Below are 23,240 nucleotides of genomic sequence, written 5' to 3'. Positions count from 1 at the left end.
GCACGTCCCGCGCGCATTTTAGGCAGGTACATAGCATAACTGATCAAGCAGTCGAAGCACGAAAATAGAAACGATCGATGCCATTGATGTCGACGATTTTGGCGACGTTGCCGGCGCACGTATCGTGCGAGTAACATCCACCCACCCGATCACGCGGGTCGCGGGCACGGGTCGCCCGCCGAACAGTTCAAATAGTGAGAAAGGAGCACAAGGTGGATATTCTGCGCAGTCTCCTCGGTATGCTGTTTCTGTTGCTGGTCGCGTATCTGCTGTCGAACAACCGCCGCGCGGTCAGCGTGCGAACCATGATCGCCGCGCTGCTCACGCAGTTCGCGATCGGTGCGCTGGTGCTGTTCGTGCCGTCGGGGCGCGCGGCGCTGGCCGCGGCCGCGAACGGCGTCAATCGCGTGCTCGACATGGGCAATCACGGCATCGCGTTCGTGTTCGGCGGGCTGGTCGACGCGCGGATGTTCCAGTTGTTCGGCGATGGCGGATTCGTGTTCGGCCTGCGCGTGCTGCCGATGATCATCTTCGTCACCGCGCTGATCTCGGTGCTGTATTACATCGGCGTGATGAAGTGGATCGTCGCGATCCTCGGCGCGGGGCTCGCGAAAGTGCTCGGCGTGAGCCGCATCGAGGCGTGCTCGGCCGTCGCGACGATCTTCCTCGGGCAAAGCGAGATGCCCGCGCTCGTGAAACCGTTCGTGCGCAATATGACGAGCGCCGAGATCTTCACGGTGATGGCGAGCGGCATGGCGTCGGTCGCGGGCTCGGTGCTGGTCGGCTACGCCGGCCTCGGCGTGAAGATGGAGTATCTGCTCGCCGCATCGTTCATGGCGGTGCCGGGCGGGCTGCTGTTCGGCAAGCTGCTGTTTCCGACCGTCGAGCCGAGCCGCGTGGTGGTCGACGGCCTCGATTTCGACGACAAGCGGGCCGCCAACGTGATCGAGGCGGCCGCATCCGGCGCATCGGTCGGCCTGCGGATCGCGATCAACGTCGGCGCGATGCTGATCGCGTTCGTCGGGCTCATCGCACTGATGAACCTGATCGTCGGCGGCGCGGCCGCGTTCGCGGGCTTTCCACAGGTCACGCTGGTCGGCATCATCGGCTACCTGTTCGCGCCGCTCGCGTGGATCATCGGCGTGCCGTGGCACGATGCGGCGCTGGCCGGCAACTTCATCGGCGAGAAGCTGATCTTCAACGAATTCGTCGCGTACGGCGACCTGTCGCCGTACCTGAAGGGCGGTGCTCACGCGGCGGCGGCCGGCCTCCAGGTGCTCGACGCGAAGACGCTCGCGATCGTGTCGTTCGCGCTGTGCGGCTTCGCGAACTTCTCGTCGATCGCGATTCTCGCGGGCGGCTTCAGCGCGGTCGCGCCCGAGCGCCGCTCGGACGTCGCGCGGCTCGGCTTGCGCGCGCTGACGGCGGCGACGCTGTCGAACCTGATGAGCGCGGCGATTGCCGGCCTGTTTTTCTCGCTGCATTAGCGCCTGTTCACGCCGATAACAGGCTCCAAGCCATGCAGTAGACTCCGATCGATCGAAGCGAGGCAACGATGTTTCTACCGCAGGAATTCATTCGCAGGAAGCGCGACGGGCAGCCGCTCGATCGCGACGGCATGGCCGCGTTCGTGCGCGGCGTGACCGACGGCAGCGTGACCGAGGGCCAGGTGGCCGCGTTCGCGATGGCCGTGTATTTCAACGACCTCAGCACGGACGAACGCGTCGCGCTGACGCTCGCGCAGCGCGATTCGGGCGACGTACTCGACTGGCGTGCGCTCGATCTCGGCGGGCCGGTGATCGACAAGCATTCGACGGGTGGCGTCGGCGACGTCGTGTCGCTGATGCTCGGGCCGATGGTAGCCGCGTGCGGCGGCTACGTGCCGATGATCTCGGGGCGCGGGCTCGGCCATACCGGCGGTACGCTCGACAAGCTCAGCGCGATTCCCGGTTACGACGTGATGCCCGATACGGACGCGTTTCGCCGCACGGTGCGCGAGGTCGGCGTCGCGATCATCGGGCAGACCGCGCGGCTCGCGCCGGCCGACAAGCGCATCTATGCGATCCGCGACGTGACGGCGACCGTCGAATCGGTCGCGATGATCACCGCGTCGATCCTGTCGAAGAAACTCGCGGCAGGGCTCGACGGGCTCGTGATGGACGTCAAGGTCGGCTCCGGCGCGTTCATGCCGACTCCGGAGAAATCGGCGGAACTGGCGCGCAGCATCGTCGACGTCGGCAACGGCGCCGGCATGAAGACGACCGCGATCCTCACCGACATGAACCAGTCGCTCGCGCCGTGCGCGGGTAACGCGCTCGAGGTGGCGTGCGCGATCGACTACCTGACGGGCAAGTCGCGCCCCGCGCGCTTGCACGACGTGACGATGGCGCTGTCGGCCGAACTGCTCGTCACCGGCGGGCTGGCGCGCGACGCCGCTCACGCGCGCGAGCAGCTCCAGCGCGCGCTCGATTCGGGCGCGGCGGCCGAGCGTTTCGCGCGCATGGTCGTCGCGCTCGGCGGCCCTGCCGACCTGATCGACGCACCCGCGCGGCATCTGGTGCGGGCCGCGGTGATCGTGCCGGTTCCGGCGCCCGCGGGCGGCGTGGTGCAGCGCGTCGATTGCCGCGCGCTCGGGCTGGCGGTGGTCGCGCTCGGCGGCGGCCGCACGCGCGCGGAGGACGCGATCGACGTCAGCGTCGGCCTGTCGGCGCTCGCGGAGATCGGGCAGCGTATCGGGGCCGGCGAGCCGCTCGGCTTCGTGCATGCCCGCGACGAAGCGGCCGCGGCCCATGCGGCGGATGCGATTCGCCGCAGCTACGTACTCGGCGAGACCGGCGAAGCGCCGCCGACCCTTTACCGGCAGATCGGCTGACCCTGCCGCGGAGACCTCGATGGAACGAGACGAACTGATCGAACAGGCGAAGGCGGCGCGCGACCGCGCGTATGCGCCGTATTCGCGCTTCAAGGTCGGCGCGGCGCTGCAGGCGCGCGACGGGACGGTTTTCCACGGCTGCAACGTCGAGAACGCGTCGTACGGACTGTGCAATTGCGCGGAACGCACGGCGCTGTTCGCGGCGATCGCCGCCGGTTATCGGCCGGGCGATTTCGCGCGGCTCGCGGTCGTCGGCGACACGGACGGACCGATCGCGCCGTGCGGCGCATGTCGTCAGGTGATCATCGAGATCGGCAAGCCCGACATCGAAGTGATTCTCGCCAACCTGAAAGGGGCCGTCGAGATCACGACGGCCCGCGCGTTGCTGCCGGGCGCGTTTACGCTGTAACGGCGCGCCGCAGGCGGCGCCTTACGCGCTGTCGCGGGCGTCGCGGATCGGGATCACGGTGCGTGCGCCACACTGGCGCAGCAGGTCGCGCAACTCGTTGATGACCGGAAACACTTCGTGGTTCCAGTCGGCGCCCTGGCGATCGTGCGCTTCCTGTTCGCGTTCGACGATCCAGCGATCCTCGCGGAAGATACGCTCGGTGAACCACACGAGCAGCGGCCATGCGAGATCGAGTGCGAACGGGATGCCGGGCTTGTGGATCGACAGCAGCCCGAACGTGCGGTTGGTGCGCTGCTCGGCGTCGAGCGGCACGTAGACGATCCACAGATCCATCACGAGCGTGCCTTCGCTCGAGCGAATCTGCAGCGTCTGGTACGGATAGCCGGTGCGCACCGTCATCACGCTCTTGTTGGCCTGGTCGCCGGGCTTCTTGCTCGAACCGAACACGAGCGCCTCGCCGACCGGCTGCTTGCCTTCCATCCGCGCGAACGTGTAGTCGACCTCGACCCAGTCGTCGCCGCGGCGGCGGCCCACCGAGCGCGCGCGCATCTGCCCCATCTGCTTGCGATGCAGGAACTGATGGTTCATGTCCATCAGGTTTTCGTGCATGAACGAGTAGTGGCACTTGACCTCGCGGCCGAAGCGGCGCGTCTTGTATGCGCGGTTGTCCGCGGATTCGAGCGTGGGGAACGGTCGTGCTTCGGCGAGCGTGGCGTCGCCCGGGAACACGAAGATCAGCCCGTGCGCTTCGCGGCATGGATACGCGCGCACGCCGTTGGGCAAGCGCTCGCGGCCGAGGTAGGGCACGTCGACGCAGCGGCCGCTGTCGCACGCGTAGGTCCAGCCGTGGTAGCAGCAGCGCAGCGTCTCGCCGCTCACCACGCCCGCGTGCAGCGGCACCTGGCGGTGCGCGCAACGATCTTCGAGCGCATACACGGCGCCCGATTCGGTGCGCACGAGCACGATCGGGTCGCCGGCGAAGCGCACGCCGAGCGTCTTGCCGCGCTTGAGTTCGCGCGACCACGCGAGCGGGTACCAGTGATCCGGATGAATGGGCACGCGGCGCAGGTCGCGTACGACCGCGCCGGTGGACGGTTCTTCGAGAGTATTGCTGTCAGGCAAGGGCACTGCGCGCATGCGTGACGCCTCCTGGCTTGGCGGGTGGTCCGGACGCCGCGTCATGCGGCGAGGATCAGGAGAAGTCTACGCGAAGTTGCCGGCCGCGGCGGACGCGATGCGGGTTTGCCCCGCCATCGCGCGCACCGATTCGTTGATGCGGCGCAAAGAGGGCAGCCGCCGGTGCGTGGCGGGGCGGGCCGCCGCGGCTGTGCGGCGGGCGGCATCCCGTCACGCAGCCGGGCGGTGGTCGCGAGCGGCTCGCAAGCGGCTCACGAGCGCGCTTCGCGCCACAGTACCGCGTCGGCACGGTACAGCGCCGGGAAGCGCTGCTTCAGCCCGGCGACCTTCGGCAGGTCGTTGAACGCGATATACGGCGCATCCGGATGCAGTTCGAGGTAGTTCTGGTGATAGGCCTCGGCCGGATAGAACCCCTTGTACGCCTCGACGCGCGTGACCACAGGCGCCGGAAACACGTGCGCGGCGCCGAGCTGCGCGATGTACGCGGTCGCGACCGCGCGTTGCTGCGCGGTGGTCGGGAAGATCGCGGACCGGTACTGCGGGCCTTCGTCGGGGCCTTGCCGGTTCAGTTCGGTCGGATCGTGCGCGACCGAGAAGAATACCTGCAGCAGCCGGCCGTACGTGATCTGGGTCGGGTCGTAGACGATGCGCACCGATTCCGCGTGCCCCGTCAGCCCCGAGCCGACCAGCGCGTAGTGCGCGGTTTCGGACGCGCCGCCCGCGTAGCCTGCGGTGACCTGTTTCACGCCCTTCACGTGCTCGAACACGCCCTGGACACCCCAGAAGCAGCCGCCGGCGAGGACGGCCGTCTCGTCGTGCGACGCGCCGGGCGTTTCGTCGAGCGCCGGCGCGGGCACGGTGCGCATCGGCTCGGCGGAGTTGACGATGCGCGGGTAGCCGAACACGGCGGCTGCCGCGACGGCGATGGCGCCGATGCGGCGCAGCATGGCCGCACGCCGTCGTGCGGCGGCATCGCGAATAGGGATCGGGTTCATCTTTTGCTCCTTCGACATGCGTCGAGAAATGTGTCCAGAAATGCGGCGGCCGCGATCAACCGAAAGTGAATGCATACGCATCGACCCCCGGATCGAGGAACTCGATCGAGAACGTGCGATCGGCGATCGCGCCGGGCTGTCGAACGAGCTGGTACAGGCGCTGGCCGGTGACGGTGCCGTAGCCCTGCGCGTCGACGTCGGCGCCATGTGCGGCGCCGGGCGCCGCGCCGTCGAGCGTCACGCGAAAGCGGACGGGCCGGCCGTTCGTGCCGGGGCCGAGCACGAGATGCAGATCGCGCGCATGGAAGCGGTAGACGATCCGGCCATCCGGCGCGGCGAGCGACGCGCGTTCGGCGCCGACGTTCCACGTGCCCGCGAGGCCCCAGCCGTTGAGATCCGGCCAGGCCGGCACGTCGTAGCGGTGCGCCGTGTCGCGTACGACGCCGCCCGGCGACGCGAAGCTTTCCGCGCGCGCATAGCCGACATAGGTTTCGGGCGAACGGACGTCCGCGCTGTCGGCGGCCGCGAGCGCACCCTTCGCGGGCGCGCCGGCGAGCCCGAGCGGCACGTTCAGCGCGTCCGGATGACCGGCTTCGGCGAGCAGCGACTGGATCGCGCGTTCCGATTGCGCGTATTCGCCTTCGCCGAAGTGGTGATGACGGATCCGTCCTTGCGCGTCGATGAAGTAGTGCGCGGGCCAGTATTCGTTGTTGAACGCGCGCCAGATCGAATAGCCGTTGTCGATCGCGACCGGGTAGTCGATGCCGAGGTCGTGCACGGCCTTCTTCACGTTGCCGATGTCGCGCTCGAACGCGAACTCCGGCGCGTGCACGCCGATCACGACGAGCCCGTACGGCGCATACTTGCGCGCCCACGCGGTCGTGTACGGCAGCGTGCGCAGGCAGTTGATGCACGAATACGTCCAGAAGTCGACCAGCACGACCTTGCCGCGCAGCCCGGCCGCCGTCAGCGGCGGCGAGTTCAGCCACTGCACCGCGCCGTCGAGCGACGGCAGCGTGCCTTCGACCGGCAGCGCGGCCGCGGTGGCGCCGGCCGCACGCATCATCGCGCCGGCGGCCATCGCACCGCCGCCGGCCTGCGCGCCGTCGGTTGTTGCGGCGGCCATCATTGCACTGCCCGTCGCGTTGTCGGTGGCGCCGGTCGCGACCGTTGCCGCCGGCGCGCCGTTCGAGCGTCCGCCGAGGCGGTCGACGAGTTTCGTTTCGAGCCCGCCGGTGGTGACGGTCGACAGTTGCGCGAGGGCGCCCGTGTCGAGACCGAGCGCGATCGCGCCGACACCGGCCAGGAGCGCCGCGCCGATCCCGCGCCGGATCCATTCGCCGGCGCCGAGCGAGCGCTTCATCGCGGCGAACACCTTGCCGCCGATCACGAGCGCAACGCCGAGCGACGTCGCCGCGCCGGCCGCATACGCGACGAGCAACAGCGTCGTGCCGACGCTCGCGCCGCGCAGCGCGGCGCCGGTCAGCACGAGGCCGAGGATCGGGCCCGCGCACGGCGCCCACAGCAGGCCCGTCGCGACGCCGAGCAGCAGCGACGACGCCGGGCCGGCCGGGCGGCCGTCGCGTTGCGCGAACCCGGTGAGCCGGTTGCCGGCGGCGACGAGCGGGCGCGTCAGGTGTTCCGCGAAGCGCGGCATCAGCAACGTCAGGCCGAACACAGCGAGCAGCACGATCGCGATCCAGCGGCCGGCCTGGTTGGCCTGCGCGACCCAGCCGCCGCCGACGGCGGCGAGCGTCGCGACGACGGCGAACGTGAGCGCCATGCCGGCGAGCAGCGGCAGGCCGGTGCGCACGAACGGCTGGTCGGCGCGCGCGAACACGAACGGCAGCACGGGCAGGATGCACGGGCTCAGGATCGTGAGCACGCCGCCGAGATAGGCAAGGACGATGAGCAGCATGGTGCGTTCTCCAGTCGGACGGGAGTGGGGCCTGGTCAGGCGGCGGCCGGGTGGAAGGCGAGCGCGACGCCGTTCATGCAGTAGCGCAGGCCGGTCGGCGCCGGGCCGTCGTCGAACACGTGGCCGAGATGGCCGCCGCAGCGGCGGCAGTGCACCTCGGTGCGGACCATCCCGAACGACGCGTCGGTGTCGGTGCCGACTGCGTGGTCGAGCGGTTTCCAGAAGCTCGGCCAGCCCGTATGACTGTCGAACTTGGTGGCCGACGAGAACAGCGCGAGGTCGCAGCCGGCGCACGCGAACGTGCCGTGCCGGTGCTCGTCGTTCAGCGGGCTGCTGAACGGCCGTTCGGTGCCGGCTTCGCGCAGGACCGTGTATTGGGCGGGCGTGAGCCGGCGATGCCATTCGGCGTCGCTGTGCGTGATCTCGAAAGGAGCGGCTTTGGGCGAGCCGGCCGGCGGCGCGGCGAACGCGCGGCCGACCAGCGCGCGGCGGCCGGCGGACGACAGCGCCGCGAGCGCGGCGAGGCCGGTGGCGCCGGCGAACAGCAGGTGTCTGCGGGTGGGCATGATGGGCTCCTGGAAGCGGGTCCTGAAAACATGCGCCCATCGTAGGTGGCGGCCGGTGTCGAAGTCCTCACGGAAAGTTAAATGAATCGTGATGATTTACCCGGTGTTCCGGTCAGTGCGGCTGAAATCCGTACGAGCCATGTCCGGCAAGGGTTTGCGGGGAATTGATGGTCCGGAAACTTCCACGGAAATCCTGCGCGAACCGCGACTCTTTAGTGTCTTTTTAATGTTCGCGGTGTGGGTAGGCCCTGCTTGGGATACGCGGGCCTGGGCGACAAGATCTCGATGTCCGGCAAGCAAACTCGTCAACGAGAATTTCGTCACGTTCCCGGCGGGTTACGGTTCCGCGCTGAATGCGGCGCTCGAGGATCTGTGCGCCCAGGAGGGCGTTGCGCCGCAGATAAGGCCTACCGCATCGCAGATGACGACGTTGGTGTCGCTGGTGGCAGCGGAACGCGGCGTCGCCATCGTGCCCGGCTTCACGTCGACGCTACAACGCTCGGGCGTCGCCTACGTGCCGCTGGCGACGCCGCACGTTCTCGAGTTGGTCGTCACATGGTCCGAACCGTTCTCGTCGACCTGCGTCGGGCAGTTCATCGAGTTCGTCAGGTCGGCCGCGGCTGGCTAGGCGCGGCTGGCTAGGTGCGGCCGGCTAGGCTTCCAGGCCCTTCTGCACGTACCACGACAACGGCAGTGTCAACAGCAGGATCGAGGCCAGCGCGAGCAGCGCGGTCGGGACGCCCGCGATGTCGCCGAGACGGCCGAAAAGCACCGGCGACAGCGCGCTGCCGCCGATCGTGCCCGTATAGAACAACGCGAACGCCTGCTCGCGCTTGCCGACACCGGCCAGTTCCGGCACGACGCCATAGAGCACGGACGATGTTCCGTTCAGCGCCAGTCCAAGCAGCGGCAGCATCGCCATCATGGCGAAGAGCGGCGAGAACACGGCGAGCACGATCAGCAAAGACGTGGCGGAGAGGCCGAGCCGTCGATCCGCTTCCACGAAGCGGAGGGAATGGTCCATCGCTGGCCTGGCGACGACACCCCGTGCCGTTACCCGTCGGCACCGCGCTGCTGCCCCGGCCCTCGCGTCATCCGGCCTCGTCCGAGAGCGACACGGGCGCCGCATGCCGACCGTCGCGCTCTGCCGTCGCGTCCTGGCTGCGGCGGAAACCGGTATCGGCTCCGAGCGCGTGGAGGATCGATCGGCCCTTCTTCGTCAGATATGCGCGCCGACGGCCGGGGGCGCCATGTTCGAGCATGACGAGTTGTCGTTCGAGCAACGCATCGAGTTCGGCGCGATTCATGTCGAGCTGGTCCGGCGCCTCGCACACCAGCATCAGCGTCGCGAATTCGTGCGGGCTCAGCATGGCCGCCTCCCGTCGCGCACGGAACCGCCGCCGGCAGGCGTGGCGAAGAAAAACGAAATATGGTGCAGCGCGCGTCCGCGGGTGGCGACTCGACGGCGCGGCAGCTTCGGTCGGCCGATCGCGGCGGGTGGGTCGGTGCGACGCAACGCGAGCGGTTTGCGCGCGGCGCGTACTCGGGCACCGATCGGCGCGAAGCGACCGTTGCCGTTGCGCGCGACCCGCAGGCCGGCCGACAGACCCGCGACGACGCGGACGATGCGTCGTGGCCGGCGGCCGACTTCCGTCAGTCGATCGGAGGTAAAGAAAGGATCGTTCATGATTCGCTCCCGGTTGGACCTCGCACGGAGGACGAACCGGACCACGCGCTCCAGTTCGTCGATCCGCGAGAGGCCTCGCTGACAAACAAATCGAAACACGCAGCGCGTAAGCCGCGGCTGCTTGAGCGATACCAAAATAGGATGGCAAGCGCGGATTTCAAGCGCCGTTTTGCGACGATTCGCGCGGCCCGGCGCTGCGACCGTCGAGGCCGCACCGTCGCGCGTCGCGCGGCATCGCGAGACGCGCGACGGCCGGACGAACGCGGTTTTCGGCCTGAAACATTTTGTTACATATGCGCTTTCGTCGCCCTCTTGAAGCGCGCTTGCCGCGCCACTATTTCGCTTTTCGCCAATCGATGGCACGCCGGCGCGCCGCAGCCTTCGCGCGTGCAGGTGCTGGCGGATTCCCTTTTCCAGGTGATCTCATCGCTCAGGAGATGAAAATGCAGATTCGTCCCCTCTACGACCGGGTTATCGTCAAGCGAATCGAACAGCAACGGACGACAGCCTCCGGCATCGTGATTCCCGATTCGGCGGCCGAACGGCCCGAGCAGGGTGAAGTGATTGCGGTCGGCAGCGGCCGGCTGCTCCAGGACGGCTCGCAGCGCCCGCTGCAGCTCCAGGTCGGCGACCAGGTTCTCTTCGGCAAATATGCAGGCCAGACCGTGAAGGTGAACGGCGAGGAACTGCTCGTGATGCGCGAAGAGGACGTCATGGGCGTACTCGAACCCGAATCTCAGGCTGCCAGGAAAGCGGCCTGAATACCGATTCGACCGCGTCGCACGGGTAGGTGCCCGATGCGCGCGGCATCTCGTTCAACGACTGTATCCGGAGCAAGAAAATGACCGTAAAAGACGTGAAATTCCGCGATGGCGCCCGCCAGCAGATCGTCAAGGGCGTGAACGTGCTGGCCGACGCGGTGAAGGTGACGCTCGGCCCGAAGGGCCGCAACGTCGTGATCGAACGCAGCTTCGGCGCGCCCGTGATCACGAAGGACGGCGTGTCGGTCGCGAAGGAAATCGAGCTGAAGGACCGCTTCGAGAACATGGGCGCGCAGATCGTCAAGCAGGTCGCGTCCAAGACGGCCGACGTGGCCGGCGACGGGACGACCACCGCCACCGTGCTCGCGCAGGCGATCGTGCAGGAAGGCATGAAGCACGTCGCGGCCGGCATGAACCCGATGGATCTGAAGCGCGGCATCGACAAGGCCGTCGGCGCGGTGCTCGACGAGCTGCGCAAGCTGTCCCGGCCGATTTCGACGCACAAGGAAATCGCGCAGGTCGGCGCGATTTCCGCGAACTCGGACGATGCGATCGGCAAGATCATCGCCGACGCGATGGAGAAAGTGGGCAAGGACGGCGTGATCACCGTCGAGGACGGCAAGTCGCTGGAGAACGAACTCGACGTGGTCGAAGGCATGCAGTTCGATCGCGGTTACGTGAGCCCGTATTTCATCAACGATCCGGCGAAGCAGGCGGCCTATCTCGACGATGCGCTGATTCTGCTGCACGACAAGAAGATTTCCAGTGTCCGCGACCTGCTGCCGATTCTCGAAGCGGCGTCCAAGGCCGGCAAGCCGCTGCTGATCGTCGCCGAGGATGTCGAGGCCGAAGCGCTCGCGACGCTCGTCGTGAATTCGATGCGCGGCATCCTGAAGGTCGCCGCCGTCAAGGCGCCGGGTTTCGGCGACCGGCGCAAGGCCATGCTGGAGGATCTCGCGATCCTGACCGGTGCGACGGTCATCTCGGAGGAAACCGGCAAGCAGCTCGACAAGGCCACGCTCGAGGATCTTGGCAGTGCGAAGCGTGTGGAGGTGCGCAAGGACGATACGATCATCATCGACGGTGCGGGTGACGCGGCGCGCATCGACGCGCGCGTGAAGTCGATTCGCGTGCAGATCGACGAAGCGACGAGCGACTACGATCGCGAGAAGCTGCAGGAGCGTGTCGCGAAACTCGCGGGCGGCGTGGCGGTGATCAAGGTCGGCGCGGTCACCGAGGTCGAAATGAAGGAGAAGAAGGATCGCGTCGACGATGCGCTGCATGCGACGCGCGCCGCGGTCGAGGAGGGCATCGTGCCGGGCGGCGGCGTCGCGCTGCTGCGTGCGCGCGCGGCGCTGTCGGACATCCGGGGCGCGAATGCGGATCAGGACGCCGGCATCCGGATCGTGCTGCGCGCGCTGGAGGCGCCGCTGCGCATCATCGCGGCCAATGCGGGCGACGAACCGTCGGTCGTGGTCTCGAAGGTGCTCGAAGGCACCGGGAACTTCGGCTACAACGCGGCGACCGGCGAGTACGGCGATCTGGTGGACGCGGGCGTGGTCGACCCGACCAAGGTCACGCGTACCGCGCTGCAGAACGCCGCGTCGATCGCGAGCCTCGTGCTGACGACCGATGCGACCGTCGCGCAAGCGCCGAAAGAAGACGGCGCCGAGCCGGCTCCCGCGCCCGAACTCGGCTACTGACCTGCATCGCAGGCTCGCCTGCGATCGTCGCACAGCCGCTGGCCGGAGCGGCTTTTCCCGGCGCGCGCGACAACGGGGGGGCGCCGCGCCGCCTTTTCATGTTTGCGAAACCGACCATGAAGCTCGAACTTTCGATCGATTCCAGGCCGCTGCACGTCGAACTCGACGACGTCATCGCCGGCCTGCTCGCCGCGCGGCTCGGCCTGCCGCCGGAAGGCGATCATCGCGTCGCGATCGGCCGCTATCTGGGCGACGCGGCCGGGCCGTGGACGCTGGATGACGATCATATGCGCAAGCGCGTGATGCGCCGCCTGATCCTCGACATCGCCGATCCGACGCTGGTCATCCAGTACCTGATGGCCGATCAGACGGACCAGACCGGGCCCGGCGAAGCAGGCGAGTGACGCACGCCGAACGCGCGTTCGCCCGTCCGACGACGCACCCGGCGCGCCTCCTGTCGCTGCGCCGGTGCGTCGGCATCGCCGTCTCGCGCCGGGAAGCCGCGACTCAGGCGCCGTCCGGCTTGCCCGGCTTGCGGCCCTGGGGAGCCGGCGGACCCGCACCGAGCTCGGCACCCGTCACCGGGTCGCTGTCCGGATCGGATGCGAGTCGCTGCGCCATCGCCTCGATGGCGTCCGCTTGCTGCGCGTCGAGCATGCCTTCCGCAATGCCGCTGCCGCCGTCGACCGCGGGTTCGGCGGGGCGGATTTCGAGTTCGCCGCCGTGGTTCCATGGTCCGACCAGCGGCGCCGCGTCCGGCTGCATCCGGAAGTACACGTGATCGTACGGCGCCTTCGGCGGCAGCTTGCCCGGCGGGAAGTTCGCGGTGATCGCGTACAGCGCTTTCTCGAACGACATCTGGTGCGACACCTCGCGCGTCATCAGGAAGCCGAGCGCATCGCGGATATCCGGATCGTCGGTCACGTTGATGAGCCGCTCGTAGATGATCTTCGCGCGTGCTTCGGCCGCGATGTTCGAGCGCAGGTCCGCCGTCGGTTCGCCGATCGTGTCGATGTACGCGGCCGACCACGGCACGCCGCCCGAATTGGTCAACGGTGCGCCCGCGCCGTACAGCACCTGCGTCACGTGGCTGTCGTTGCCCGCGCCGTGCAGCTTGCGGTACAGCTCGGCCTGTTCGTCGACCGCTTCCGCCAGCTCGCCCTTGGCGCCGCGATTCAGCATCGCGGCCATCGAGCCGATCACTTCGAGGTGGCTCAGCTCCTCGGTGGCGATGTCGAGCAGCATGTCCTTGCGGCCGGGATCCTCTTCGGTGATCGCCTGCGTGAAATAGCGCATCGCGGCGGCGAGCTCGCCCTGCGGGCCGCCGAACTGCTCGAGCAGCAGGTTGGCGAGTCCGGGATTCGGCGCGCCCACGCGCACCGTGTACTGAAGCCGTGTGTTGTGGATGAACATGGCATCTCCGTTGAAAGGGTTGCGCGACATTCGCCCGGTGGAAACAGCATGAATCGATCCCATGGTCGGCCGACGATACCGGGCATGCGCGATGCCGGCCGATGGGGGCCGCGACAGGTGTGGCTTTTCGTGGGTGCTGGTGCGGTTCGTCGTGCGGCACGCGTGCATCGTGCCGACTGGCGAGAGTCGGCGCGGACATGGACCCGCGCCGGGCGACGAAGCAGCGATCGTGCGATCGGCTCGCGACGGGCAGCGTCTCGCGGGCGACGCTGCCTGCCCCCGATGCAAGGCGCCGCATGCGAACACGGCAGTGACGGCGGCGACCCGGGCGCGCGTCGCGTGACCCGCGGTCGGCGTCGCCGGATTTTCAAGCGGTTGTCATTTCGGCTGCATAGGCCGTGTCACGCCGGCGCGTGACGTGCGTTTCGTGAATGGCGACGCGCGGCGACGGACATGCCGTGTTGCTGGCCGGGCCGATCGGCGAGATGGCGTTGCGGTTGGGCTGCACCTGAATGGCCGGAGCGTCAGCGTCCGGACGATCGTGGCAGGCCATGTTCTCCGCGATGACGCGCGAACCGGATGACGCCAGGCGCGCGCCGGCCGGCATGCCGGTCATCTTGCTTTCAGCATTTCGTCGGCGAGCCGATAGGCGCTGACCGCGCGCTTCAATTCGTAGTCGGCGATCGTCGACACGTTGCGCCCGGCGTCACGCGACAGCAGGCCCTGCAGCGCGGCGGCGGCGAAGAAATCGCGCAGGTCCGGCGTCGCGGATTTCGGCTCGGGCGGAGCGGCTTCGACGATCGGCCCCGCTTTCCAGAAAACGGGCGACGGCGTGGCTGCCTTGGAGACGGCGGCGGTTTGCTTGATGCTCACATCCTGGGAAAACGGCGTCATTTCTTCCCCTTCGATCAAGTATCTGTTGGCGAAGCAGCGTAACGTCCCCGATTGCGCAGGCGAGCATCGTTTCGTGTAGTTCCTGAGCGGTACTAACCGCTTGATCGACGCGAATATTCGCCGGTAATACGGCATCCGTCAAAGGAAATAAATTGAATTCGACGGGCCGACGCACGAGCATGATTCGTTCCCGCTGGCGATCGATGGGAAGCATCGCGTTTCGCCAACCGATGTGGATGGTATGTCGGCACGAATGACGCCCCGGTGACACACCCGTGTGCGGGCGTGACGCTCCCTGCACGAGGACTGCAAGCCTTCCGTCAGGCGCTCGGTCGCGCTTGCCGGTGCCGTACAATCGCAGATGAAAGCTCAGGGGGAAGTATCACGCGCGGGATCGTGGCGCGACCGGACGAGCGCGACGCGACCCGGCACCGATCGGCGCCAGGCACACGATGTTCCGCAACACCATCAGGAGAATTCAATGGCACGGCAAGCGCCTGCGCACAAGGAGCGGCCTCTGTCGCCCGCGACGTTGAAGAGCGATCTGTCGTTTCCGGTCGTGGGCATCGGTGCGTCGGCAGGCGGTACGATGGCCTTGCAGACCTTTTTCGAGAGCGCGCCGACGGGCATGGACATGGCGTTCGTCGTCGTCGTCCATCTCGCGCCGGAACAGGTCAGTCATATGGACACGGTCCTGCAGCGCACGACGGGCATGTCGGTGCATCAGGTGACGTCCACGGTACCGATCGAGAAAAACCACATCTACGTGATCGCACCGGGCATGCAGCTCGAGATGTCGGACGGTTGCCTTCGTTGCCGCAGCCGGGACCCGTCCGACGAGATTCCGTTCACGATCGACCACTTCTTTCGGACGCTGGCGGACGCGCACGACTGGCGCGCGATCGGCATCGTGATGTCCGGCACCGGCTCCGACGGCGCAGCGGGCTTGAGCCGCATCAAGGAGGCGGGCGGCATTACGCTCGCGCAGACGCCGGACGACGCCGAGCACGCGGAGATGCCGCAGCACGCGATTGCGATGGCCCGCGTCGATATCGTGCTGCCGGCGGCCGAGATGCCGCAACGGTTGCTCGAACTCTGGTCGAATGCGCGCCGCATCGAACAGCAGAGCCTCGAATTCGCGCAATCGCTGCACCACGTCGATCGGCCGACGATCAACGATCCCGAACGCGCGCTCTCCGACATTCTGATGCACCTGAGGGTACGCACGGGCCACGATTTCAGGCTGTACAAGCGGGCGACCGTGCTGCGGCGTATCGAGCGGCGCATGCAGGTCAACGGCCAGCGCGATCTCCTCGCGTACCGGGATTTCCTGCGGGCCACGCCGGAAGAAGCGAACGCGCTGCTGGCTGACATGCTGATCGGCGTGACCCAGTTCTTCCGCGATCGAGAAGCCTTCGATTTCCTCGAACGGGAAGTGATCGGCTCGTTGTTCGCGTCGGAGTCCGGCGAGGAGCAGGTACGCGTGTGGGTGGCCGGATGCGCGACGGGCGAGGAGGCGTACTCGATCTCGCTGCTGCTGGCGCGGGCGCGCGAGGCCGCGATGTCGAGCCAGGCCATCCAGGTCTTCGCGACCGATATCGACGAAGCGGCGATCGTCCGCGCGCGGACCGGTTCCTACCCGCTGTCGATCGCGAGCGATGTGCCCGCCCCGCTGCTGCAGCGGTATTTCACGCGGGAAGGCGCGCACTACGTGATCGCGAAGGCGGTGCGCGAACGCATCCTGTTCGCGGCGCACAGCCTGCTGCGCGATCCACCGTTCTCGCATCTCGACCTGATCTCGTGCCGCAACGTGCTGATCTATCTCGAGCGGGCGGTGCAGCGGCAAATCCTGGAGCTGTTCCATTTCGCGTTGCGCCCCAACGGCTACCTGTTTCTCGGCACCGCGGAATCGGCCGATGCGGCGGACGATCTGTTTGCCGTCGTGGACAAGAAACGCCGGATCTACCGCGCACGCGTCGTCACGCATCGCGCGAAGCCGGCCACGGGCTTTCCGCCGCTGTTCCAGGTCGAATCCGGCGCATCCGACGAGCGGGCCGCGCCGCAGCCGCCGTTGCGGGTCCCGGCCAGCCCGGCACAGCGCAACTTCTCCTATTCGGAGCTCCATCAGCGCGCGCTCGAAACGTATTCGCCGCCGAGCGTCATCATCGACAAGGAATCGAACGTCGTTCATCTGTCGGATAACGCCGGCCGGTTCCTGCGGCACGTCGGCGGCGAACTGTCGAGCAACATCATGACGCTGGTGCTGCCGGATCTGCGGCTCGATCTGCGCACCGCGATTTTCCGTGCGCTGCAAACGGGCACGAGCGTGGAGGCGCGCCGGGTGAAGTGGGCGCACGATGCCCGCGTGTCGTGGATCAACATGACGGTCAGGCCGTTTCACGACAAGGTCGCGAATGCGGAATTCCTGCTCATCGTGTTCGACGAGGTGGCCGGCCGCATGACCGAGGAGGACCAGGTCGAGACGAGCGGGCAGGATCCGGTTCTGGCCCAGCTCGAACAGGAGCTGCAGCACAGCCGCGAGCAACTTGCGACGATCATCGAGCAGTACGAAACGTCCGTCGAGGAATTGAAGGCGTCGAACGAGGAGCTGCAGGCGATCAACGAAGAGCTGCGATCCACGAGCGAGGAACTGGAAAGCAGCAAGGAGGAACTGCAGTCGGTCAACGAGGAGTTGACGACGGCCAACGCCGAAATGCAGGCAAGGATCGAAGACACCGCAAAAGCGAACGACGACCTCCACAACATCATCGCGTCGAGCGAGATCGCGACCGTGTTCGTCGACAAGGAAATCCGGGTCAAGCGGTTTACGCCCAACGCCACCGCGATTTTCAACCTGATCGATACGGACCTGGGCAGATCGCTATTTCACATTACTCACGCACTGCGGTATCCGACGCTGGCCGACGATGTCCGGCAGTCGTTTCAGTCGCTGCGGTTGATCGAGCGCGAGATCGAGAGCGAGGCCGGCCGGTGGTATCTGATGCGGTTGCTGCCCTACCGGACGGCGGACGATCACATCGACGGCGCGGTGATCACGCTGATCGACATCACCGACCGGCATCACGCGGAAGAGGCGGCGCGGGCAGGCGAGCAGCGCCTGCGTCTGGTCGCGCAGTCGACCAAGGACTACGCGATCATCATCCAGGACGGCAACGGGTCCATCGTGAGCTGGAACGCCGGTGCGGAACGCATATTCGGCTATACGGAAGAAGAGATGATCGGCCAGGACGTCGAGCTGATCTACGAGCCGAGCGACCGACAGGCGCTCGTGCCGACGCGCGAGCGCGACATCGCGACCCGCGAAGGGCGCGCGGACGACGAACGCTGGCACCGGACCAAGGACGGGCGGCGGATTTTCTGTAGCGGCGTCGTCACGCCGATTTCGGATACGTCGTTCAACGGCTTCGCGAAGATCGTGCGCGACATGACGCTGCGCAAGCAGAGCGACGACGCGAACCGCGAAGCGCTCGCGCGGGAACAGGCGGCTCGCGAGCAGGCGCTCAGTTCGAATCAGCTGAAGGACGAGTTCATTGCGGTGCTGTCCCACGAGCTGAGGCATCCGCTCAACCTGATCGGCGTCAAGTCGGAAATGCTGCCGCGCCTGCCGGAGACGCGCGACATTCCCGCCGTGCGCGAAGCCGCGGATTCGATTCGGCAGGCCGTGCGCGCACAGGCGCAGATCATCGACGACCTGCTCGATCTGTCGCGCATCCAGACCGGCAAGCTCGCGCTCGAGCTGGGCCGGGTCGACCTGACGGCGATGTTGCGCAGCATCACGGATACCTGCGAGGTCGACGTGCACGCGCGCGGCCTGGTCCTGCAAACGGAGCTGCCGACGGAGCCGGCCATCGCGCTGGCCGATCCGGTGCGATGCGAGCAGATCTTCTGGAACCTGATGTCCAACGCGCTCAAGTACACGCAACCGCACGGCCAGATCATCGTGCGTCTCGTGCATGAGGGCAAGATGCTGCGCGTCGACGTGATCGACGACGGGCAGGGGATCGACGGAGATACGCTTCCGCATGTCTTCGACATGTTCCGGCAGGCGCCGCGCGACAGGACGCGGGGCGGTCTCGGCATCGGGCTGGCGCTGGTTCGGCAACTCGTCGAAATGCACGGCGGCCGGATCGCCGCGATGTCCGATGGCCCGGGGGCCGGCACCACGATGACGGTATGGCTGCCAGCCGCATCGACCGAGCGCGCGGCGTCTGCGGGCAGCGGCGTGCCGGACGGGAATATCGCCGGCCTGCGCGTGCTGCTGGTCGAGGACGATCAGGAGACGGCGATGTCGCTCACCGCGCTGCTGGAGCTGGCGGGGGCGGAGGTCCAGGCCGCGAAAAGCGGAGCCGCGGCGTTGACGATGCTGCAGGAGGCGCCCGTCGACGCGATCGTGTCCGACATCGGGCTTCCCGACATGGATGGCTACGAATTGCTTCGGCGGATCAAGGCCGATCCCCGGTGGGCCACGCTCCGGACCGTTGCGCTGACCGGCCGCAATCGGCTGGACGATGTCCGGGCCGCGACGGAGGCCGGTTTCGACAGCCATCTGTCGAAGCCGCTCGATTTCGGGATGTTGCTCGCGGTACTCGGCGACACGCGTCGCGCTACCCGATGACGGCCGACGGCCCGAGCGTGCGGCGCGGGTCGTTCGGGCGTGGCGCGCCGCCGCGGCATGTGCGGCAATCGCCATTCGACCCGCATTGCGCCGGCTGCGTTCGCCAGTGACGGAATCGCGGTTCAGGCACCCGATTTGCGGCTGTGTCCGCAAAGGGGGGTCTATGGATCGTCGAGATATCGTCGTAATCGCATCGTCCCGGGGCGGGCTCCCGGTCCTCCGGACCCTCGTGGCGGGCATCGCCGCGGATTTTCCGGTGCCGATTTGCATCGTGCAGCACATTGGTCGACATCGGACGATTCTGCCCGAGCTGTTGTCGCGATGGAGCGCGCTGGATGCACGCGAGGCGCGACACGGGCAAGCGCCACGGGCCGGCAGAATTTACGTGGCCCCGTCCGACAGACACATGATCGTGCGCGGCGGCAATCTCTGGCTGCTCGATACGGCCGCCGAGAACTTCACCCGGCCGGCTGCCGATCCGCTGTTCCGGTCTGCCGCCCGCGAATACGGGCCCGGTGCGATCGGCGTGGTGCTCAGCGGCGATCTCGATGACGGCGCGGCCGGCCTGGCGGCGATCCGCGCCCGGGGCGGGTACGGTATCGTTCAGGATCCCGACGAATGTGAAGCGCCGTCGATGCCGCGCAGCGCACTGGCCGCGGCGGGCGCCGATGTGGTCGCAAGGGCCGGGGAACTGCCGCAGGCCATTCATGCAGCGGTCTACGGCGCACGTGTGAAGGAGCAGCGAAAGATGGCGGACTTGCGCGACCTGGACCACGAGAGCCGGATTGCAGAGGAGGGCCTCGTCGATCCTGGGCAGCTTGACGAAATCGGCACGCGTTCGGCGCTCACGTGCCCCACTTGTCACGGCGTGCTCTGGCGCATGCGCGACGATCGTCCGTTGCGATACCGATGCCATACCGGGCATGCGTTCTCCGCGCTTTCTCTCGACGACGCGGAAGCCCAGAAAGCGGAGGATGCGATCTGGGGGGCGATCCGTGCGGTTCACGAGCGCATGATCTTTGCGCGCGAGCGCCAGGAATGGGCGCGCCGAACCGGCAACGCCGAGGACGTCGCGATCGAACAGGCCCGCATCGACGAGAACCAGCGGCTCGCGGACGTGCTGCGCGATGCAGTCGGCGCCGCGCTGGGCGGGGGCGAGCCGGATTGAGCAGCGGCTCGCAGCCTCCGCGCCGCGGGTTTCATCCGGGCACGAACACGCCTAGCGCCGCGATCGCCATCGCGAGCGTCGCGATCCATCCTCCCCACGCAAGCGGGCCTCTGACGGCAAACTCGCTCATGACCCGTTTGCTTGCCGCCATCAGCATCATCACGACCATGATCGGGACGGCGCTCACCCCATTGATGACGGCGCTCCAGTAAAGCGCGCGGATCGGGTCGAAATGCATAAAGGTGAATGCGATTCCGCCGACGATCGCCAATACGATCACCGCATAGAATTCGGGCGCGACGCCCAACTGCAGCGCGAGACTGTTACGCCAGCGAAACGTGCCGGCCGCCGCATAAGCGGCCGATCCCGCGAGCACCGGTAGCGCGAGCAGGCCGGTGCCGACGATGCCGAGCGCGAACAGCACGTACGCGAAGTGACCGGCAAGCGGCTCGAGCGCCCGCGCGGCGTCCGCCGACGTCTTGACGTCGATGTGATGCGCGTTGAGCGTGGCCGCTGCCGTCAGCACGATGAAGAATGCAATCACGTTCGACACGCCCATGCCGAACCACGTGTCGAAGCTGATCCGGCGCAACTGCGCGGGCGCCTGGCCCGGCATGCGCCGCAGCGGCCGCTGGTTCGGCACGGCGCGCAATTCCTCGACTTCCTGGGACGCCTGCCAGAAAAACAGATACGGGCTGATGGTCGTGCCGAGCACGGCGACGACCGTGGTCAGATAGGCGGCGCTCAGTTGCGCATGCGGCATCACGATCGCGCGACCGACCTCGGCCCAGTCGACGGGCACGATGAGGGCGACCGCGACATAGGCCAGCAGCGTCAGCGCCGTCCATTTGAGCAATCGCGCGTAGCGGTCGTACGGGACGAAAACCTGCAGCACGACCGACACGCCGCCGAGGCACACGATGTAGAGCTGTTGCGGGCCGGGCAGCAACAAATTGACTGCCGCGCCCATGGCCGACAAGTCGGCCGCGATGTTGATCACGTTGGCCGTGATCAGCAGCACGACCGTCGCGTACAGCAGCCATTGCGGGTAGTGCGTGCGCATGTTGGATGCGAGACCCTTGCCCGTCACGCGGCCGATGCGTGCGCTGACCAACTGGATGGCCGTCATCAGCGGGTACGTCAACAACAACGCCCACAGCAGTTCGAAGCCGAACTGCGCACCCGCCTGCGAGTACGTGCCGATGCCGGAAGGATCGTCGTCGGCGGCGCCGGTGATCAGGCCGGGGCCCAGGCGGCGGACCCACGTGACGGCGTTCGGGTCCGGCTCCGTCGGCTCGGGCTGAAGCAAATCGTTGTCGTTCATGATGGCGCGCCTCCCGAGGGTTACAGCAGGCGCAATCGCCGTGCCCGCTCGACGGGTGTCTCGCGCGGGCGGCGCAGGCGGGCGTTACGGTCCGTTCGGCGTCGCCGTGTTGCCCGCGTCGACCTTGATTGTCTGTTCTTTCGACACCAGCCGGCCGCCGACCATGCTTCCGCCGCCGAGGCGCAACTTCAGGAGCGCCGATTCGTTTGCATCGAGTCCCGACAGATAATCCAGACCGTACAGTCCCGCGCGATCATGGAACGGGATGAACCAGGACGAGCAGAACGCCGACGTGGGAATCGGGCACCGGGTGTGGATGTCGAGCCGCCGGGCAGAGAACGGATAGTCGTCGATATCGGTTGCGCTCACATCGAATCGCTTTTGGATGGTGAGCGGCGTGACGGTGTAGCGGAGGTAGACGTGGTTGGCCCACAGCGTATTGTCGAACGACGCCAGATCTTCGGCGGTGTACGCAACGATCGTGAGGCCGTTCCGGTCCCGGTGCTGGATTTCGTATCGGCTGACATCTATCGACTTGCAACCGGCACACGCGATTGCCGAACCCAGCGCGAAACAGATCAAACGCATCCGGTCATGCATGTCGTCCTCCCGCGCCTCGCGGTTTCGGTTCGCCTGCAATACGATGGTGCGCGACGTGGCGTTACGTCCGGCTACCCGCACCGTCGGCGGCCGCGACCGTTGCGTGCATCGCCTGATCGAGAAGGGCATGCGCGGCTTGCCACGCGCGCGCGGCCGCCGCGGAGTCGTTGAACGCTCGCGCTTCGACCGTGGCGCCGTCCAGCAGCATCATGAAGACGGTCGCCAGCCGGTTTGCGGTTTCGGCCGGCACGAGCGCTTCGATCAGTTCGGCGATCCATTCGACCATTTTGCGACGATAGCGGATCGCGACATCCGAGATCGGTGCATAAGCGGTGCCGAATTCGGCCAGCGCACGCTCGAACAGGCAGCCGGCAAATTCAGGTGTCCTGAACCAGGCTGCGTACCAGTCGAAGATGGTCTTGACGCGTTCGACCGGATCGACGACGTGCTGCAACTGCGCGGCGATGCTGCCGACGATCAGGTCGTAGCGCTGCACCAGCACTTCGCGGATCAGCTCGTCCTTGCTCGCGAAATGCCGGTACAGCGTCATTCGGGCGACACCGGAATCGTCGATGATCCAGTCGACGCCCACCGGGTGGAATCCGTGCCTGGAGAACAGTTCGGTCGCTTTGTCTACCACCAGTTGGCGTTTGTTGGCTCGCACGAACGGCTTCCTCCTCGATATTTCAACGGCATAGACCGATTATTCTAGCATCATGCCGGTGGATGAAATCGGCTTCCCGGCTCTGTTTGACGGCAGTTCGGCCCCGCCAGTCTTCGCTTGACGAGGCGGTTATCGAGTCGTCTTGACTATTGGATAGACCGATATGTATCATTTGAGCCCAGAAAGCAGCGATCGATATTGCGTGGATTAAAGAGACAGAACGGGGGCAGGTTCCCGCGTGCCGTTTTCCGCCGTATCAGCCGCTGCAACGATGTTTCAAGACGAAAAGAGAACCTGAGAGAACCTTGGTACGCGGGCCCGCGGACGATGTTCGCCGCACCCCGCACCGGCCGGGGCATGCTCGCGGGCGAGCGCGCGAAGCAATACGGCGCCAATGAAACGTGAGGAAAATACCCATGTATCGCCGTTTACTCGCACCGGGGCTGCTGTTGCTGTTGGCCGCGTGCGCGCAGGATCCGTCGGTCACCGCCGG

Annotated in this window: 22 protein-coding genes and 1 pseudogene; 10 read left to right on the top strand and 13 right to left on the bottom strand. The window is 67.1% G+C overall.

Annotation, left to right across the window (positions count from 1 at the left end; translation table 11 throughout):
- Nucleotides 1-212: 212 nt before the first annotated feature.
- The 3 genes from WS96_RS04620 to WS96_RS04610 all read left to right on the top strand — a co-directional run bounded on the left by WS96_RS04620 (nt 213) and on the right by WS96_RS04610 (nt 3,281).
- Nucleotides 213-1,487 (top strand): NupC/NupG family nucleoside CNT transporter, encoded by a 1,275-nt coding sequence (locus tag WS96_RS04620; protein WP_059830950.1) that lies wholly within the window; start codon nt 213-215, stop codon nt 1,485-1,487.
- Between the two features lie 68 nt (nt 1,488-1,555).
- Nucleotides 1,556-2,872: a thymidine phosphorylase gene (gene deoA / locus WS96_RS04615; RefSeq protein WP_059830949.1), complete on the top strand. Its 1,317-nt coding sequence runs from the start codon at nt 1,556-1,558 to the stop codon at nt 2,870-2,872.
- 19 nt (nt 2,873-2,891) lie between these two features.
- The gene (locus WS96_RS04610; RefSeq protein ID WP_027786232.1) at nt 2,892-3,281 is read left to right on the top strand and encodes a cytidine deaminase; all 390 of its coding nucleotides are present in this window, start codon (nt 2,892-2,894) and stop codon (nt 3,279-3,281) included.
- Between the two features lie 21 nt (nt 3,282-3,302).
- Here the strand turns inward: WS96_RS04610 and WS96_RS04605 are convergent, their stop codons facing one another.
- The 4 genes from WS96_RS04605 to msrB form a co-directional block, all read right to left on the bottom strand.
- Entirely contained in the window at nt 3,303-4,418 is a 1,116-nt protein-coding gene (locus tag WS96_RS04605) for an aromatic ring-hydroxylating oxygenase subunit alpha (RefSeq protein WP_034209420.1), read from the bottom strand.
- 251 nt (nt 4,419-4,669) lie between these two features.
- Nucleotides 4,670-5,413, bottom strand: a complete 744-nt coding sequence (msrA, locus tag WS96_RS04600) for a peptide-methionine (S)-S-oxide reductase MsrA (RefSeq protein WP_059830972.1) — start codon at nt 5,411-5,413, stop codon at nt 4,670-4,672.
- A gap of 55 nt (nt 5,414-5,468) precedes the next feature.
- Nucleotides 5,469-7,331, bottom strand: a complete 1,863-nt coding sequence (locus WS96_RS04595) for a cytochrome c biogenesis protein DipZ (RefSeq protein WP_059830947.1) — start codon at nt 7,329-7,331, stop codon at nt 5,469-5,471.
- Nucleotides 7,332-7,366: 35 nt separating this feature from the next.
- Entirely contained in the window at nt 7,367-7,897 is a 531-nt protein-coding gene (gene msrB / locus WS96_RS04590; RefSeq protein ID WP_034209418.1) for a peptide-methionine (R)-S-oxide reductase MsrB, read from the bottom strand.
- A 91-nt stretch (nt 7,898-7,988) separates the two neighbouring features.
- Between msrB and WS96_RS04585 the strand changes: the two genes are divergently transcribed.
- On the top strand, nt 7,989-8,525 hold the full coding sequence (locus tag WS96_RS04585) for a LysR family substrate-binding domain-containing protein (RefSeq protein ID WP_373557850.1): 537 nt from the start codon (nt 7,989-7,991) through the stop codon (nt 8,523-8,525).
- Between the two features lie 24 nt (nt 8,526-8,549).
- Here WS96_RS04585 and WS96_RS04580 read toward each other — a convergent pair whose 3' ends face one another.
- The 3 genes from WS96_RS04580 to WS96_RS04570 form a co-directional block, all read right to left on the bottom strand.
- Entirely contained in the window at nt 8,550-8,921 is a 372-nt protein-coding gene (locus WS96_RS04580) for a hypothetical protein (protein WP_257127937.1), read from the bottom strand.
- Nucleotides 8,922-8,988: 67 nt separating this feature from the next.
- Nucleotides 8,989-9,267, bottom strand: a complete 279-nt coding sequence (locus WS96_RS04575; RefSeq protein ID WP_059830942.1) for a hypothetical protein — start codon at nt 9,265-9,267, stop codon at nt 8,989-8,991.
- Nucleotides 9,261-9,584: a hypothetical protein gene (locus tag WS96_RS04570; protein WP_059830940.1), complete on the bottom strand. Its 324-nt coding sequence runs from the start codon at nt 9,582-9,584 to the stop codon at nt 9,261-9,263. Before WS96_RS04570 ends, WS96_RS04575 begins: the two co-directional genes overlap by 7 nt.
- A gap of 443 nt (nt 9,585-10,027) precedes the next feature.
- Between WS96_RS04570 and WS96_RS04565 the strand changes: the two genes are divergently transcribed.
- The 3 genes from WS96_RS04565 (at nt 10,028) to WS96_RS04555 (ending at nt 12,452) form a co-directional block, all read left to right on the top strand.
- Nucleotides 10,028-10,345 (top strand): co-chaperone GroES, encoded by a 318-nt coding sequence (locus WS96_RS04565; RefSeq protein WP_034209415.1) that lies wholly within the window; start codon nt 10,028-10,030, stop codon nt 10,343-10,345.
- A gap of 80 nt (nt 10,346-10,425) precedes the next feature.
- Entirely contained in the window at nt 10,426-12,048 is a 1,623-nt protein-coding gene (groL, locus tag WS96_RS04560; protein WP_034209516.1) for a chaperonin GroEL, read from the top strand.
- Between the two features lie 116 nt (nt 12,049-12,164).
- Nucleotides 12,165-12,452, top strand: a complete 288-nt coding sequence (locus tag WS96_RS04555; RefSeq protein ID WP_034209414.1) for a hypothetical protein — start codon at nt 12,165-12,167, stop codon at nt 12,450-12,452.
- Nucleotides 12,453-12,555: 103 nt separating this feature from the next.
- On the opposite strand, the gene WS96_RS04550 is transcribed toward WS96_RS04555, so the two are convergent.
- From WS96_RS04550 to WS96_RS04540, 3 genes are all read right to left on the bottom strand, one after another.
- Nucleotides 12,556-13,461, bottom strand: a complete 906-nt coding sequence (locus tag WS96_RS04550; RefSeq protein WP_034209413.1) for a manganese catalase family protein — start codon at nt 13,459-13,461, stop codon at nt 12,556-12,558.
- A 367-nt stretch (nt 13,462-13,828) separates the two neighbouring features.
- Nucleotides 13,829-14,077 (bottom strand): hypothetical protein, encoded by a 249-nt coding sequence (locus WS96_RS04545; protein WP_059830938.1) that lies wholly within the window; start codon nt 14,075-14,077, stop codon nt 13,829-13,831.
- Nucleotides 14,074-14,355, bottom strand: a complete 282-nt coding sequence (locus WS96_RS04540; protein ID WP_034209411.1) for a hypothetical protein — start codon at nt 14,353-14,355, stop codon at nt 14,074-14,076. Before WS96_RS04540 ends, WS96_RS04545 begins: the two co-directional genes overlap by 4 nt.
- Before the next feature lie 481 nt (nt 14,356-14,836).
- Here WS96_RS04540 and WS96_RS04535 point away from each other — a divergent pair, with 481 nt between their 5' ends.
- The gene (locus WS96_RS04535) at nt 14,837-18,991 is read left to right on the top strand and encodes a CheR family methyltransferase (protein ID WP_059830937.1); all 4,155 of its coding nucleotides are present in this window, start codon (nt 14,837-14,839) and stop codon (nt 18,989-18,991) included.
- A 163-nt stretch (nt 18,992-19,154) separates the two neighbouring features.
- On the top strand, nt 19,155-20,159 hold the full coding sequence (locus WS96_RS04530; RefSeq protein ID WP_059830935.1) for a chemotaxis protein CheB: 1,005 nt from the start codon (nt 19,155-19,157) through the stop codon (nt 20,157-20,159).
- Nucleotides 20,160-20,190: 31 nt separating this feature from the next.
- Here the strand turns inward: WS96_RS04530 and WS96_RS04525 are convergent, their stop codons facing one another.
- The 3 genes from WS96_RS04525 to WS96_RS04515 form a co-directional block, all read right to left on the bottom strand.
- Entirely contained in the window at nt 20,191-21,483 is a 1,293-nt protein-coding gene (locus WS96_RS04525; protein ID WP_059830933.1) for an NRAMP family divalent metal transporter, read from the bottom strand.
- 84 nt (nt 21,484-21,567) lie between these two features.
- Complete coding sequence (locus WS96_RS04520) at nt 21,568-22,212, bottom strand: hypothetical protein (RefSeq protein ID WP_257127936.1); 645 nt, start codon at nt 22,210-22,212, stop codon at nt 21,568-21,570.
- The gene (locus WS96_RS04515) at nt 22,145-22,747 is read right to left on the bottom strand and encodes a TetR/AcrR family transcriptional regulator (protein WP_059830931.1); all 603 of its coding nucleotides are present in this window, start codon (nt 22,745-22,747) and stop codon (nt 22,145-22,147) included. The genes WS96_RS04520 and WS96_RS04515 overlap by 68 nt, the downstream gene beginning before the upstream one ends.
- A gap of 416 nt (nt 22,748-23,163) precedes the next feature.
- Between WS96_RS04515 and WS96_RS33540 the strand changes: the two are divergent.
- Nucleotides 23,164-23,240 (top strand): annotated as a pseudogene (locus WS96_RS33540) (sel1 repeat family protein); the annotation flags it as partial.

It is taken from the genome of Burkholderia sp. MSMB1835 (genome assembly GCF_001526365.1).
Lineage (GTDB): Bacteria > Pseudomonadota > Gammaproteobacteria > Burkholderiales > Burkholderiaceae > Burkholderia.
This window is presented reverse-complemented; position numbering and strand designations above follow the sequence as displayed.

Coding starts and splice junctions, on each gene's coding strand:
- WS96_RS04535 (WP_059830937.1), top strand. CDS start 14,837: ATGGCACGGCAAGCGCCTGCGCACAAGGAGCGGCCTCTGTCGCCCGCG.
- msrB (WP_034209418.1), bottom strand. CDS start 7,897: ATGCCCACCCGCAGACACCTGCTGTTCGCCGGCGCCACCGGCCTCGCC.
- groL (WP_034209516.1), top strand. CDS start 10,426: ATGACCGTAAAAGACGTGAAATTCCGCGATGGCGCCCGCCAGCAGATC.
- WS96_RS04610 (WP_027786232.1), top strand. CDS start 2,892: ATGGAACGAGACGAACTGATCGAACAGGCGAAGGCGGCGCGCGACCGC.
- WS96_RS04545 (WP_059830938.1), bottom strand. CDS start 14,077: ATGACCGGCATGCCGGCCGGCGCGCGCCTGGCGTCATCCGGTTCGCGC.
- WS96_RS04550 (WP_034209413.1), bottom strand. CDS start 13,461: ATGTTCATCCACAACACACGGCTTCAGTACACGGTGCGCGTGGGCGCG.
- WS96_RS04585 (WP_373557850.1), top strand. CDS start 7,989: ATGATTTACCCGGTGTTCCGGTCAGTGCGGCTGAAATCCGTACGAGCC.
- WS96_RS04555 (WP_034209414.1), top strand. CDS start 12,165: ATGAAGCTCGAACTTTCGATCGATTCCAGGCCGCTGCACGTCGAACTC.
- WS96_RS04580 (WP_257127937.1), bottom strand. CDS start 8,921: ATGGACCATTCCCTCCGCTTCGTGGAAGCGGATCGACGGCTCGGCCTC.
- WS96_RS04595 (WP_059830947.1), bottom strand. CDS start 7,331: ATGCTGCTCATCGTCCTTGCCTATCTCGGCGGCGTGCTCACGATCCTG.
- WS96_RS04540 (WP_034209411.1), bottom strand. CDS start 14,355: ATGACGCCGTTTTCCCAGGATGTGAGCATCAAGCAAACCGCCGCCGTC.
- WS96_RS04575 (WP_059830942.1), bottom strand. CDS start 9,267: ATGCTGAGCCCGCACGAATTCGCGACGCTGATGCTGGTGTGCGAGGCG.
- WS96_RS04565 (WP_034209415.1), top strand. CDS start 10,028: ATGCAGATTCGTCCCCTCTACGACCGGGTTATCGTCAAGCGAATCGAA.
- WS96_RS04530 (WP_059830935.1), top strand. CDS start 19,155: ATGGATCGTCGAGATATCGTCGTAATCGCATCGTCCCGGGGCGGGCTC.
- deoA (WP_059830949.1), top strand. CDS start 1,556: ATGTTTCTACCGCAGGAATTCATTCGCAGGAAGCGCGACGGGCAGCCG.
- WS96_RS04525 (WP_059830933.1), bottom strand. CDS start 21,483: ATGAACGACAACGATTTGCTTCAGCCCGAGCCGACGGAGCCGGACCCG.
- WS96_RS04520 (WP_257127936.1), bottom strand. CDS start 22,212: ATGCCCTTCTCGATCAGGCGATGCACGCAACGGTCGCGGCCGCCGACG.
- WS96_RS04570 (WP_059830940.1), bottom strand. CDS start 9,584: ATGAACGATCCTTTCTTTACCTCCGATCGACTGACGGAAGTCGGCCGC.
- msrA (WP_059830972.1), bottom strand. CDS start 5,413: ATGAACCCGATCCCTATTCGCGATGCCGCCGCACGACGGCGTGCGGCC.
- WS96_RS04605 (WP_034209420.1), bottom strand. CDS start 4,418: ATGCGCGCAGTGCCCTTGCCTGACAGCAATACTCTCGAAGAACCGTCC.